This window comes from Pseudomonas sp. K2I15, from assembly GCF_002204795.1.
In the GTDB taxonomy this organism is placed as follows: domain Bacteria; phylum Pseudomonadota; class Gammaproteobacteria; order Pseudomonadales; family Pseudomonadaceae; genus Aquipseudomonas.
This window is the reverse complement of record NZ_NIXO01000001.1, coordinates 282,116-295,044: the sequence shown is the minus strand read 5'-3', so window position 1 is coordinate 295,044 and position 12,929 is coordinate 282,116. Positions and strand designations below refer to the sequence as shown.

Here is a 12,929-nt window from a genome sequence, read left to right as displayed (position 1 = left end):
TCACGGACCTCGATGAGTTGAGGTGTATCCGGACACTACCACAGCACAATAAATAAACAAGACGGCCTCAGGTGGAGGCCTTGCGCTGCTCGGCCTGGGCGACGATCACACGGCGGCGCGCATCATCGGCAGCGCGCCATTCACGGATGTCTTCCACGTGGCGGAAGCATCCGAGGCAGACTTTGTGCTCATCCAGCCGACATAAACTGATACAAGGTGACGGCACCGCCGGGCTGACATTGCTGAACAGCGGCTTGGGCGGGCGTACGGGTGCGGGCTGCGTCACGATCAAATCTCGTCGAAGTCCAGCTCGACGCCGGCTTGTTCCTGGGTGAGGCGCGCGAGCATTTCGCTCAGCAGCTCATCGGTGGTGTCGTGGGTCCAGCGATTTTCTTCTTCATCGTAGTCGAAGTGAAAACCACCGGAACGCGCCGCCAGCCAGAGCTGACGCAGAGGTTCCTGGCGGCTGAAAATCAGCTGGGTGCCGTTCTCAAACTTGACGGTCAGCACACCGGCCGAGTTCTCCAGGTCCACATCCAGACCGCTGTCGTCGAAAATATCCTCCAGCGCTTGCTGGGTCGAATCCACCAGGTCGTGAAAACGGGCTTCGGTCAAACTCATTGTGGGAACCTCGAAAAGTGTCTGGTCTCGCTCAAGCGCCGCACAATACGGACGCGCCATCATGATTGCAAAGGATACCGATTTCATTACCCGAAGCCGTGCGAAATATCCTCAAGTGAGGTAAGCACAATCGCGACAAACTCGGCAAAGCCCCGCCGGACGGGTATTTCGGCACATAGGCAATCTGGCAGGTGGTCGGTATACTCGGGCGCAATTAATGCATATTCAAGGATTTCGCCATGAAGCGCCTGATCTCTTCCCTTGCTGCGCTCGTCGCGGTCGCTTGCCTCGTTAGTGCCTGTGGTCAAAAAGGCCCGCTGTATCTGCCCGATGACAGCAAAGACCCGAATGAACAGGCGCAATCGTCGCAAACCAAAGCGCACAAGCACGACACCTACTAAGGGACCATCATGGACGCTTTTAACTACCGTGACGGCGAGCTGTTCGCGGAAGGTGTCGCGCTGTCCGCCATTGCCGAGCGCTTTGGCACCCCGACCTACGTGTACTCCCGTGCCCACATCGAAGCGCAATACCGCTCCTTTGCCGACGCGCTGGAAGGCACGCCAAGCCTGGTGTGCTTCGCCGTAAAAGCCAACTCCAACCTGGGCGTACTGAATGTGCTGGCGCGCCTGGGCGCCGGTTTCGACATCGTGTCCCGTGGCGAGCTTGAGCGTGTGCTGGCCGCTGGCGGCAAGGCTGACAAGATCGTGTTCTCGGGCGTCGGCAAGAGCCGCGAAGACATGCGCCGCGCCCTGGAAGTGGGCGTGCATTGCTTCAACGTCGAATCCACCGACGAGCTGGAGCGCCTGCAAGTGGTGGCCGCCGAGATGGGCGTTCGCGCGCCGATCTCCCTGCGCGTCAACCCGGACGTAGACGCCGGCACCCACCCGTACATTTCCACCGGTCTCAAAGAGAACAAGTTCGGCATCGCCATCGCCGACGCCGAGGACGTGTACATCCGCGCCGCTCAACTGCCGAACCTGGAAGTATTGGGCGTCGACTGTCATATCGGCTCGCAACTGACCAGCCTGCCTCCGTTCCTCGACGCCCTCGACCGCCTGCTGGCGCTGATCGACCGCCTCGGCGAATGCGGCATCTACCTGCACCACATCGACCTCGGTGGAGGCGTGGGCGTGCGCTATCGCGATGAAGAGCCGCCGCTGGTTTCCGATTACATCAAGGCTGTGCGCGAGCGCACCGAAGGCCGCAACCTGACGCTGATGTTCGAGCCGGGCCGCTACATCGTCGCCAACGCGGGCGTGCTGCTGACCCAGGTCGAGTACCTCAAGCACACCGAGCACAAGGATTTCGCCATCGTCGACGCGGCGATGAACGACCTGATCCGCCCGGCGCTGTACCAGGCCTGGATGGACGTGACCGCCGTCCAGCCACGCGCAGGCGTGGGCCGCAGCTACGACATCGTCGGCCCGATCTGCGAGACCGGCGACTTCCTGGCCAAGGAACGTCAACTGGCCCTGGAAGAAGGCGACCTGCTGGCCGTGCATTCGGCCGGTGCCTACGGGTTTGTCATGAGCTCCAACTACAACACCCGCGGGCGTACCGCCGAGGTGCTGGTGGACGGTGATCAAGCGTTTGAAGTGCGTCGCCGCGAGACGGTAGCCGAGTTGTTTGCTGGCGAAAGCCTGCTGCCGGAGTAAGGTCATGTTGCTGCGTTTTACCAAGATGCACGGGCTGGGCAATGACTTCATGGTCCTCGACCTGGTCAGCCAGCACGCGCACATCCTGCCCAAGCACGCAAAGTTGTGGGGCGACCGGCACACCGGTGTCGGTTTCGACCAGTTGCTGCTGGTGGAAGCACCGAGCAACCCGGAAGTGGACTTCCGTTACCGGATCTTCAACTCCGACGGCTCTGAAGTGGAACAGTGCGGCAACGGTGCCCGCTGTTTTGCCCGTTTTGTGCTGGACAAGCGCCTGACCGCCAAGCGGCAGATTCGCGTCGAGACCAAAAGCGGCATCATCGAGCTGGATATTCGCAGTGACGGCCAGATCGGCGTCAACATGGGCGCGCCACGGCTGGTGCCGGCGGACATTCCGTTCCAGGCCACCGAGCAAGCGCTGAGCTACGCCGTGGACGTGGACGGCAAGACCATCAACCTGGCCGCCGTGTCCATGGGCAACCCGCATGCCGTGCTGCGAGTGGATGACATCAACAGTGCTCCGGTTCACGAACTGGGGCCTAAGATCGAAAACCACCCACGCTTTCCGGCGCGGGTTAATGTGGGTTTCCTGCAGGTCATCGACCGTTCCCGTGCGCAGTTGCGCGTCTGGGAGCGTGGTGCCGGTGAAACCCAGGCCTGCGGTACCGGTGCTTGCGCCGCTGCCGTGGCCGCGATCAGCCAAGGGTGGATGGATTCGCCGCTGCTGATCGACCTGCCCGGCGGACGTCTGTCCATCGAATGGGCAGGCCCCGGCCAACCGGTGAAAATGACCGGCCCGGCCACCCGCGTCTACGAAGGACAGGTCCGTCTATGAGTGAGCAAATCTAATGACTGATAAGCCTCAAGTACCCGCGAAAGCATCCCCAAGCGAAAGTCTGGAGGCCGCAGCCGTTGCGGCGTATCTGGAGGCTAATCCGGACTTCTTCGTCGAACACGAAGAACTGCTGCCGGCCCTGCGCATTCCCCACCAGCGCGGCGACACCGTGTCGCTGGTGGAGCGGCAGATGAAGATCCTGCGCGAGCGCAATATCGAGATGCGCCATCGGCTCTCGCAGCTGATGGACGTGGCCCGCGACAACGACCGCCTGTTCGACAAAACCCGCCGCCTGGTCCTGACCCTGATGGACGCCGCCAGCCTGGAAGAGGCGGTGATTGCCGTCGAAGACAGCCTGCGCCAGGACTTCCAGGTGCCCTTTGTGAGCCTGATCCTGTTCAGCGACAACCCGATGCCGGTGGGTCGCTGGGTCAGCGGCAGCGATGCCCAGACCGCCATTGGCGGCCTGCTGTCCGAAGGCAAGACCATCAGCGGCACTCTGCGCGAGCATGAGCTGGACTTCCTGTTTGGCGCCGAGCAGCGCCAGCAGATCGGCTCCACCGCCGTGGTCGCCCTCAGCCATCAAGGTTTGCATGGCGTGTTGGCCATCGCCAGCCGTGATCCGCAGCACTACAAAAGCTCGGTGGGCACGCTGTTCCTGAGCTACATCGCCGAAGTGCTGGGCCGCGTACTGCCACGCTTTACCAGCGCATTGCGCGCGGTGCGCTAGCCATGGAACGACAACTGGACGCCTACTGCGCTCACCTGCGCAGCGAGCGTCAGGTGTCGCCGCATACCCTGGAAGCCTATTGGCGGGACTTGAACAAGGTCCTGGCATTCTGCGAGAAGCAACACATCAGCAGTTGGAAGGCCCTGGATATCCAGGGCCTGCGCAGCCTGATCGCCCGCCTGCACCAGCAAGGCCAATCCTCCCGCAGCCTGGCGCGCCTGCTGTCGGCGGTGCGCGGCCTCTATCACTACCTGAACCGCGAAGGCCTGTGCGACCACGACCCGGCCAACGGCCTGGCGCCGCCCAAGGGCGAACGACGCCTGCCCAAGACCCTCGACACGGATCGCGCCCTGCAACTATTGGATGGCGCCGTGGAAGATGACTTCCTGGCCCATCGCGATCAGGCAATCCTTGAGCTGTTCTATTCCTCGGGCCTGCGCCTGTCGGAGCTGACCGGGCTTAACCTCGATCAACTGGACCTGGCGGATGGCCTGGTGCAGGTGCTCGGCAAAGGCAGCAAAACCCGCGTATTGCCAGTGGGCAAAAAGGCCCGCGAAGCCTTGCTGCTGTGGCTGCCACTGCGCGCCCTGGCCAACCCGGCGGATGACGCGGTGTTTATCAGCCAGCAAGGCCGCCGCCTCGGGCCCCGGGCCATTCAGGTTCGGGTCAAGGCCGCCGGCGAGCGCGAACTGGGGCAGAACCTGCACCCGCACATGCTCAGGCATTCCTTTGCGAGCCACTTGCTGGAGTCCTCTCAGGACCTGCGCGCGGTGCAGGAACTGCTTGGCCACTCCGACATCAAGACCACTCAGATCTACACCCACCTGGACTTCCAGCACCTGGCAACGGTGTACGACAGCGCCCATCCACGGGCCAAACGCATTAAGGGCAGTGACTCATGAGCATCAAGCTGATCACCTTCGACCTGGACGATACGCTCTGGGATAACGTGCCGGTCATCATCAGCGCTGAGGCGTCGATGCGCGAGTGGCTGGCGACGCATGCCACCAAGGTGGGCGACTTGCCCCTGGAGAAGTTCGCCAGCCTTCGCCAGCAGGTGCTGGAGCGGCATCCCGAGCTTAAATATCGCATCAGCGTGTTGCGCCACAAGGTGCTGCAATATGCCTTCGAAGAGGCCGGATACCCGCTGCCGGAAGCGGCGCAGATGGCAGATGTGTGCTTTGAAGCGTTCATCCACGCGCGCCACCAGCTCACGGTGTTTCCCGAGGCCGAGCCGATGTTGCAAGCGTTGCGCCGTGACTATCTGCTGGGCGTGATCACCAACGGCAACGCCGATGTGCAGCGTGTGGGGCTGGCGGACTACTTTCACTTTGCATTGCGGGCTGAAGACATCGGTATCGCCAAGCCGGATGCGCGATTGTTCCAGGAAGCGTTGCAGCGCGGTGGCGTAGAGCCGGGCGCGGCAGTGCACGTCGGGGATCATCCCGGGGATGACATTGCCGGTGCGCAGCAGGCGGGGCTGCGGGCGGTGTGGTTTAACCCGGCGGGCAAGGCCTGGGAGGCAGAAAAACGCCCGGATGCCGAGATTCGCAGCCTGACCGAATTGCCCGACGTGCTTGCCCGCTGGAACGCATAATCTGATGATGAAGCGCTTTTGTGGCGAGGGAGCTTGCTCCCGCTGGGCTGCGAAGCGGCCCCAAAACCAGCCATGACGTTCTTTCTGGAAAACCGCGCCGGGGCATAATCAGGGCCGCTTCGCGCCCCAACGGGAGCAAGCTCCCTCGCCACACAAACGCTTCATCCTTAGATGGGTGTTGGGCCTGACCCTTTTGATTCGCCCATGAAAAAGCCCGCAGCGACGGCGGGCTTTTTCAGCAAGCAAACAGCAGGCCTTAGATAGGCCGGCTGCCGTACTTGTTATCCGGCTTCTTCGGTGGATCTGCCACCACGTTAGCCTCGACTTCCTGCACTTTGCCGCCTTTAGCGAGGAATTCTTCCATCGCACGGGCCAGCGCATCGCGCTCTTTGTTCTTGGCTTCTACGCTCGGCAGTTCGTCAACCGACACCGCAGCCTTGGCCTTGCCCTTGGCTGCCGGGGCCGGTGCATCGTCGCCACCGTCGTCGTCAGCCACGTCTTCGGCAGCCGCCTCAAGACCTTCTTCGGTTTCGTCGTCGTCGCCTACTTCGAGGTCGTCGTTTTCCAGATCATCGTCGCTCATGTTCTACCTCATGACTTGCGAAAAGCAGATTAGTTATAGCCCAGCTTCGCCACCTGTCGACGGCCGCCGGAAAAAAATCAACATCCACAGGATTTCCAGTGGCTTATGCCCCATCACCGTGCAAGGTGGCGAGGACTTTACGAGCACCGCCATGATCACGGTGCTCGCCCAGATAAACACCTTGCCAGGTCCCCATCGCCAAGCGGCCGGCCCTTACCGGCAAACTCAGCTGGCAGCCCAGGAGACTGGCCTTGAAGTGCGCCGGCAGATCATCCGGACCTTCGTCGTTGTGTTCATATCCCGCCATGCCTTGCGGCACCAGCGCATTGAAGAAACGCTCGAAGTCACGGCGAACCGCCGGGTCGGCATTCTCGTTGACCGTCAACGAAGCCGAGGTGTGCTGCAGCCACAAATGCAACAGTCCCACCCGACAGGCCTTCAATTCAGGCAGGCCGGCGAGCAACTCGTCCGTCACCAGATGAAAGCCCCGGGGCTTGGCCCGCAGGGTTATCAGGGTCTGTTGCCACATACAGTTCTCCGCACATCGGCGCGCATTCTAGCGCGCTCAGGGAAAAAACAAAGTGCCGAATACGCCTACATGCCTGTAAGACATTCGCACACTGAAAAGTGCGGTGTGGATACCATCACAAAGTCACCACAAAACCCATACACCTTTAGCCACAGACAAACCCCAGGCAAAAAAATGCCCGGCAAGCCGGGCATCTTTTTTTCGCGTACTTACAAGTTGTAGCCGCGTTCGTTGTGTTGCGCCAAGTCGAGGCCAACAGCCTCTTCCTCTTCGGTCACCCGCAGGCCCATCACCACGTCCAGCACCTTGAGGATGATGTACGTCACGACAGCGGTGTAGATGACGGTGAAGCCGACGCCTTTGCACTGGATCCAGACTTGTGCAGCGATATCAGTGGTGGTGGCGTTGAAGCCGCCCATCGCTGGTGCCGCGAACACGCCGGTCAGGATCGCGCCGAGGATACCGCCGATGCCGTGCACGCCGAAGGCGTCCAGGGAGTCGTCGTAGCCCAGTTTGCGTTTCAGGGTAGTGGCGCAGAAGAAGCACACTACGCCGGCAGCCAGGCCGATCACCAGGGCGCCCATCGGGCCCACGGTGCCAGCGGCTGGAGTGATTGCCACAAGGCCTGCAACCACACCCGAGGCGATGCCCAGAGCGCTTGGCTTGCCGTGGGTGACCCACTCGGCGAACATCCAGCCCAGCGCCGCAGCAGCGGTAGCGATCTGGGTAACCAGCATCGCCATGCCGGCAGTGCCGTTGGCCGCAGCAGCGGAGCCGGCGTTGAAGCCGAACCAGCCGACCCACAGCATGGCCGCGCCCACCAGGGTGTAACCGAGGTTGTGCGGGGCCATTGGGGTGGTTGGGAAGCCTTTACGCTTGCCGAGTACCAGGCACGCTACCAGGCCGGCAACACCGGCGTTGATGTGCACCACGGTGCCGCCTGCGAAGTCCAAAACGCCCCAGTCGCCCAGCAACGAACCCGGACCGCCCCACACCATGTGGGCAATCGGTGCGTAGACCAGGGTGAACCACACGCCCATGAAGATCAGCATCGCGGAGAACTTCATACGTTCAGCGAACGCACCGACGATCAGCGCCGGGGTGATGATCGCGAAGGTCATCTGGAAGGTCACAAACACGGCCTCTGGGAACAGCGCCGCCGGGCCGGTGATGCTGGCCGGGGTCACACCCGAGAGGAACAGTTTGGACAAGCCACCCACAAACGAGTTGAGGTTGACGACGCCTGCTTCCATACCGGTGGTATCGAACGCCATGCTGTAGCCGTACACGAACCACAAGATGGTGATCAGACCGGTGATGGCGAAGCACTGCATCATCACGGAAAGAATGTTTTTGGAGCGAACCATGCCGCCGTAGAACAGCGCGAGGCCTGGAATGGTCATGAACAGCACCAGCGCGGTGGACGTGAGCATCCACGCAGTGTCGCCGGAATTGAGGACTGGAGCAGGTACTGGGTCCGCCGCCATGGCCAGGGCCGGCATTACGAGGGACAACAGGGCTCCTAGCCCTGCGAATTTACGCAGAGTCATATTGTTTTCTCCTGGGGCGTTGGGGTTTGGCGGCTTAGATTGCGTCGGTATCGGTTTCGCCGGTACGGATGCGAATAGCCTGTTCCAGATTGACCACGAAGATCTTGCCGTCACCGATCTTGCCGGTGTTGGCGGCCTTGGTTATCGCCTCGATAACCCGGTCAAGATCCTTGTCGTCAATGGCGACATCAATCTTCACCTTTGGCAGAAAATCGACCACGTATTCCGCGCCGCGATACAGCTCGGTGTGACCCTTCTGCCGACCGAAGCCTTTGACCTCAGTTACGGTAATGCCCTGCACGCCGATCTCGGACAGTGACTCGCGTACATCGTCCAACTTGAACGGCTTGATGATGGCAGTGACTAGCTTCATGAAAACTCTCTCCCGAATTGGTGGACTTGCCCCAGGAAAACAAACCCGTCTCAAGTCTAAGCGCAGTGCCTGGCTTTGTAACGCTTCGTCGCCTTGGCATTTGCCATTGCGACGCTCGCTAACCACTGGTGACGAAACACCTACCCCGCTCCGTCGGCGCACTGCATCGTCACAGCGACTGCATCAGTGCATGGGTCATGATCGTCTAAGCAGAAAGCTTGCCAGCTCCGTAAAAATCACTGAAATCAGTCCTTTGTTCGCTTGCGCCCACCTGCTTGGGCTCTCGGCTGCGAAGATACGCACGAAAACAGTGCGCGACCGCCCGACCCCATGCGCGAAAAGCGTGCGCCGTGGCCGGTGGAAATGACTATAGACGCTGCGTGATACACTGCCGGCCAACAGATTTTCCGGACTATTTCTCATGCTCGCGCCCAAAGACCTCCTCGACGCCCTGAGCGGCCACGCCTCCCGCCTGTTCAGCAGTGACACGCCGCTGCCGCGCAATGAAATTGAAAGCCAGTTCAAGGCGCTGCTGCAGAGCGGTTTCAGCAAGCTGGACCTGGTGAGCCGGGAAGAGTTTGATAGCCAGATGGTGGTGTTGGCGCGCACTCGGGCGCGGTTGGAAAGCCTTGAGGCCAAGGTGGCGGAGCTGGAAGCGCGACTGACGCCTGCCGCCGAATAAAGCAGCAGCGGGGGAGGCTATCCGGACACGCGCGGTAAAACCTCCTCCGCCTCGCACCACCCTAGCTCGTCTACCCTTGAAAAACCGCAGGAAGCGGCCACTCATTTCAAGGAACGAGCATGTCCCTCGCCATCGTCCACAGCCGCGCCCAGATTGGCGTCGAAGCCCCCGCCGTCACCGTCGAGGTGCACATGGCCAACGGCTTGCCGTCGCTGACGCTGGTGGGCTTGCCGGAAACCGCCGTCAAGGAAAGCAAAGACCGCGTGCGCAGCGCCATTCTCAATTCTGCGCTGCAATACCCGTCCCGCCGCATCACCCTCAACCTCGCGCCCGCCGACCTGCCCAAGGACGGCGGGCGTTTTGATTTGGCGATTGCCCTGGGGATTCTCGCCGCCAGTGTGCAGGTACCGACGCTGACGCTCGATAACGTGGAATGCCTGGGCGAGCTGGCGCTGTCGGGTGAAGTACGCGCGGTAAAGGGCGTATTGCCGGCAGCGCTGGCGGCGCGCAAGGCCGGGCGCACCTTGATAGTGCCTCGGGCCAATGCCGAGGAAGCCTGCCTCGCTTCGGGGTTGAAGGTGATTGCGGCGGATCATCTGCTGCAAGTGGTGGCGCACCTGAATGGACACGTTCCCATCGAGCCTTTCGTTTCCAGCGGCCTGATGTACTTGAACAAACCCTACCCCGACCTGAGTGAAGTACAGGGCCAGCTCGCAGCCAAACGCGCGCTGTTGATTGCCGCCGCAGGCGCCCACAACCTGTTGCTCAGCGGTCCGCCGGGCACCGGCAAGACCTTGCTCGCCAGCCGTCTGCCGGGGTTGTTGCCGCCCCTAAGTGAACAGGAAGCGCTGGAGGTGGCGGCAATTCAGTCGGTGGTCAGCCTGGCGCCGCTGAGCCATTGGCCGCACCGGCCATTTCGCCAGCCGCACCATTCGGCATCAGGCCCGGCGCTGGTGGGCGGCGGCTCGAAACCGCAGCCGGGAGAAATCACCCTCGCCCATCACGGCGTGTTGTTTCTCGACGAGTTGCCGGAGTTTGATCGCAAGGTATTGGAGGTGCTGCGTGAGCCGCTGGAGTCCGGGCATATCGTGATTGCCCGCGCCCGCGACCGGGTGAGTTTCCCGGCGCGCTTTCAGTTAGTAGCCGCAATGAACCCCTGCCCTTGCGGCTACGTGGGCGAGCCGAGTGGGCGCTGTCGCTGCACGCCGGAGCAGATCCAGCGTTATCGCAACAAACTCTCGGGGCCGCTGCTGGACCGGATTGACCTGCACGTAACCGTCGCCCGGGAAAGCACCGCGCTGAACCCGGCCAAACAGTCGGGCGATGACACCGCCAGCGCATCCGTCCTCGTCGCCGAGGCTCGGGAGCGCCAACAGCGGCGCCAGGGCTGCGCCAACGCCTTTCTTGATCTGCCAGGGCTACGCCAGCACTGCAAGCTGGCAAAGGCCGATGAAGGCTGGCTGGAGAGCGCGTGCGAACGACTGACTTTGTCGTTGCGGGCCGCCCACCGCTTACTCAAGGTCGCCCGCACCCTGGCCGACCTGGAACAGGTGGACGCCATTGCCCGCCATCATCTGGCGGAAGCCTTGCAGTACCGGCCTGCCGCTACTGGCTAAACCTCAACGAAACCGGTCAACCTCATGGCGCAAGCCCGCCGCCAGGGTCTCCAGTTCCTTGGCGGTAATCGCCAGGTTCGACACCACTTCACGCTGCTCACTGTTGGCCAGGGCAATGCTCTGCAAGTTGCTGCTAAGCAGTGTCGCCGTGCTGCTCTGCTCCTGAGTCGCGGTGGTAATCGCCGCAAACTGCTGGCCGGCCGAGCGGCTTTGCTCGTCGATCCGCGCCAGCGCCGATGCCACGTCAGCATTACGTGCCAGGCCTTCCTGCATCAGCATGTTGCCTTGCTCCATGGTACTAATGGCGTTGCCGGTTTCCTGCTGGATGCTCTGGATCATCCCGGAAATCTCGTCCGTGGCCTGGCGGGTGCGCGACGCGAGGTTGCGCACTTCATCGGCCACCACCGCAAACCCGCGCCCCTGCTCACCGGCCCGCGCCGCTTCGATGGCGGCGTTGAGTGCCAGCAAGTTGGTCTGTTCGGCAATCGCGGTGATCACCCCGACGATCCCGCCGATTTCCTGGGAGCGCTGGCCCAAGGTGTTGATCACCGTGGCCGTGCTGTTCAGCGCGGTGGCGATGTGTTCCAGCGACGAAGACGCTTCTTGCATCGAGGTGCGCCCGATCTTGGTTTGCTGGGCGTTGTCCTGGGCCAGGCGTTCGGTGTTGCCCATGTTGTCGGCGATGTTCAGCGAGGTGGCGCTGAATTCTTCCACCGCGCCGGCCATGCTGGTGATTTCGCCGGACTGCTGCTCCATGCCTTCATACGCACCGCCAGACAACCCCGACAGCGCCTGGGCACGGCTGTTGACGTCTTCAGCCGCCTTGCGGATGTGCGAAACCATGGTCGACAGCGCTTCGCCCATCTGGTTGAAACTGCGGGCCAACTGGCCAATTTCGTCATGGCTGGAAACGTTCAGGCGCGCACTCAAATCACCGGCGCCCAGGGCTTCGGCCTGACGCACCAGGTCGCCCAACGGCTGCAACTTACTGCGCAGCAGCCAGACTGCCGCGCCCACCGCCAGCAGCATCGCGAGCAAACTGCCGATCACCAGGCGAATGCCCACCGACCAGGTCACCGCGCGAATTTCGGCTTTCGGCATGCTCGCCACCACCGACCACGGGCCGCCTTCAAACGGCACGGCAACGCTGTAGAAGTCTTCGTTCTTGTCGCTCCAGAAACGGCCTTTGCCTGGTTTGGCGGCCAGCTCGAGCATTACCGGAATCGCCTGATCCAGCGCCTGCACGCCAGCCGGCGGCACCAGCCAGTGCTTCTGCTCATCCAGCAGCGCCAGCGAGCCGGTCTGGCCAATGCGGAAGCGCTTGAGGTTTTCGAACTGGGCGTTCTGCGCATCGGTGTAGTCGAAGCCGACAAACAGCACCGCAATCACTTTGCCGCTGGCGTCGCGCACCGGGCTGTATTGGGTCATGTAGGAGCGATCGAACAACACCGCGCGGCCAACGTAGCCCTGCCCGCCGAGCAAGCGTTGATACGCCGGGTGCTGGTGATCCAGCGCCGTACCGATGGCGCGGCTGCCGTCCTGTTTGGTCAGGGACGTGCTGACGCGGATAAAGTCCTCGCCACTGCGTACGAACAAGGTCGCCACGCCGCCCGACATCTGCTTGAACTCGTCGACCTCAGTGAAGTTGTTGTTCAGCACTTCCTCGCCCAGGTACAGCCCTGGCGTCTGCACGCCCGCCACCGTCACCGGTTGGTCAGGGCGCATACTCAAGCCGGCGCTGAAGCGCTTTTCGAACAGCCCGCTCAAACGCTGGGTGCTCTCGCGCAAGGTGCTGTGGAACGTATTGAGTTGGTCAGCCAGCAACCGGGCCTCGCTGGCCAGGTGTTCCTCGCGGGTGTCGAGGTTGGCGGAGTCCAGCGAACGCAGGGCGAATACCGTGCTGCCGCTGATGACAACAGCCAGTATCACCGCGAGGGCAAGACCCAGTTGGGAAGCAATCCGGGCGCGAGGTTGAGACATGAAGGCTCCTGGCCGAGGCCTGGATCATCCTGATCTCATAGCGCTGCTCGGCAAAATTCTAATAGGGGAAACGTTGTAGAACGGTAGTTCCAACAACCCTACTTCGGCGGGCAGGCTCAATACTTGAGCGATTCGCAGGGGTATCACGCAAACGATTGCTCACCGGCGCGTAATC

The 12,929-nt window shown here is 62.0% G+C and carries 15 protein-coding genes; 8 read left to right on the top strand and 7 right to left on the bottom strand.

What is annotated here, in order from left to right; genetic code table 11:
• Positions 1-67 precede the first annotated feature (67 nt).
• Together CEC48_RS01385 and cyaY are read right to left on the bottom strand one after the other, a co-directional pair.
• Positions 68-286: a DUF1289 domain-containing protein gene (locus tag CEC48_RS01385; protein WP_088422224.1), complete on the bottom strand. Its 219-nt coding sequence runs from the start codon at positions 284-286 to the stop codon at positions 68-70.
• A 2-nt stretch (positions 287-288) separates the two neighbouring features.
• Positions 289-621, bottom strand: coding sequence for an iron donor protein CyaY (gene cyaY, locus CEC48_RS01380; RefSeq protein WP_010168017.1), 333 nt, complete (start codon positions 619-621; stop codon positions 289-291).
• A gap of 239 nt (positions 622-860) precedes the next feature.
• Between cyaY and CEC48_RS01375 the strand changes: the two genes are divergently transcribed.
• The 6 genes from CEC48_RS01375 to CEC48_RS01350 are packed head-to-tail and all read left to right on the top strand — an operon-like array spanning position 861 to position 5,441.
• Positions 861-1,022: a lipoprotein gene (locus CEC48_RS01375; protein ID WP_003208801.1), complete on the top strand. Its 162-nt coding sequence runs from the start codon at positions 861-863 to the stop codon at positions 1,020-1,022.
• A gap of 9 nt (positions 1,023-1,031) precedes the next feature.
• Complete coding sequence (gene lysA / locus CEC48_RS01370) at positions 1,032-2,279, top strand: diaminopimelate decarboxylase (RefSeq protein WP_088422097.1); 1,248 nt, start codon at positions 1,032-1,034, stop codon at positions 2,277-2,279.
• A gap of 4 nt (positions 2,280-2,283) precedes the next feature.
• Positions 2,284-3,114, top strand: coding sequence for a diaminopimelate epimerase (gene dapF / locus CEC48_RS01365; RefSeq protein WP_088422096.1), 831 nt, complete (start codon positions 2,284-2,286; stop codon positions 3,112-3,114).
• Between the two features lie 13 nt (positions 3,115-3,127).
• Positions 3,128-3,844 (top strand): DUF484 family protein, encoded by a 717-nt coding sequence (locus CEC48_RS01360; RefSeq protein ID WP_088422095.1) that lies wholly within the window; start codon positions 3,128-3,130, stop codon positions 3,842-3,844.
• Between the two features lie 2 nt (positions 3,845-3,846).
• Complete coding sequence (xerC, locus tag CEC48_RS01355; protein WP_088422094.1) at positions 3,847-4,746, top strand: tyrosine recombinase XerC; 900 nt, start codon at positions 3,847-3,849, stop codon at positions 4,744-4,746.
• On the top strand, positions 4,743-5,441 hold the full coding sequence (locus CEC48_RS01350) for an HAD family hydrolase (RefSeq protein ID WP_088422093.1): 699 nt from the start codon (positions 4,743-4,745) through the stop codon (positions 5,439-5,441). Before xerC ends, CEC48_RS01350 begins: the two co-directional genes overlap by 4 nt.
• A gap of 256 nt (positions 5,442-5,697) precedes the next feature.
• Here the strand turns inward: CEC48_RS01350 and sutA are convergent, their stop codons facing one another.
• The 4 genes from sutA to glnK all read right to left on the bottom strand — a co-directional run bounded on the left by sutA (position 5,698) and on the right by glnK (position 8,476).
• On the bottom strand, positions 5,698-6,024 hold the full coding sequence (gene sutA / locus CEC48_RS01345; RefSeq protein ID WP_064454697.1) for a transcriptional regulator SutA: 327 nt from the start codon (positions 6,022-6,024) through the stop codon (positions 5,698-5,700).
• A gap of 103 nt (positions 6,025-6,127) precedes the next feature.
• Positions 6,128-6,553 (bottom strand): secondary thiamine-phosphate synthase enzyme YjbQ, encoded by a 426-nt coding sequence (locus CEC48_RS01340; protein ID WP_017476675.1) that lies wholly within the window; start codon positions 6,551-6,553, stop codon positions 6,128-6,130.
• Between the two features lie 209 nt (positions 6,554-6,762).
• Positions 6,763-8,103 carry an ammonium transporter gene (locus CEC48_RS01335; protein ID WP_088422092.1) on the bottom strand — a complete coding sequence of 447 codons (1,341 nt, stop codon included), beginning with the start codon at positions 8,101-8,103 and terminating at the stop codon, positions 6,763-6,765.
• A 34-nt stretch (positions 8,104-8,137) separates the two neighbouring features.
• Entirely contained in the window at positions 8,138-8,476 is a 339-nt protein-coding gene (gene glnK / locus CEC48_RS01330; protein WP_002555808.1) for a P-II family nitrogen regulator, read from the bottom strand.
• A gap of 421 nt (positions 8,477-8,897) precedes the next feature.
• Between glnK and CEC48_RS01325 the strand changes: the two genes are divergently transcribed.
• Both CEC48_RS01325 and CEC48_RS01320 read left to right on the top strand, forming a co-directional pair.
• Positions 8,898-9,158 carry an accessory factor UbiK family protein gene (locus CEC48_RS01325; RefSeq protein ID WP_003208783.1) on the top strand — a complete coding sequence of 87 codons (261 nt, stop codon included), beginning with the start codon at positions 8,898-8,900 and terminating at the stop codon, positions 9,156-9,158.
• Between the two features lie 119 nt (positions 9,159-9,277).
• Positions 9,278-10,774, top strand: a complete 1,497-nt coding sequence (locus tag CEC48_RS01320) for a YifB family Mg chelatase-like AAA ATPase (protein ID WP_088422091.1) — start codon at positions 9,278-9,280, stop codon at positions 10,772-10,774.
• 3 nt (positions 10,775-10,777) lie between these two features.
• On the opposite strand, the gene CEC48_RS01315 is transcribed toward CEC48_RS01320, so the two are convergent.
• Positions 10,778-12,754, bottom strand: a complete 1,977-nt coding sequence (locus CEC48_RS01315; RefSeq protein WP_088422090.1) for a methyl-accepting chemotaxis protein — start codon at positions 12,752-12,754, stop codon at positions 10,778-10,780.
• Positions 12,755-12,929 lie beyond the last annotated feature (175 nt).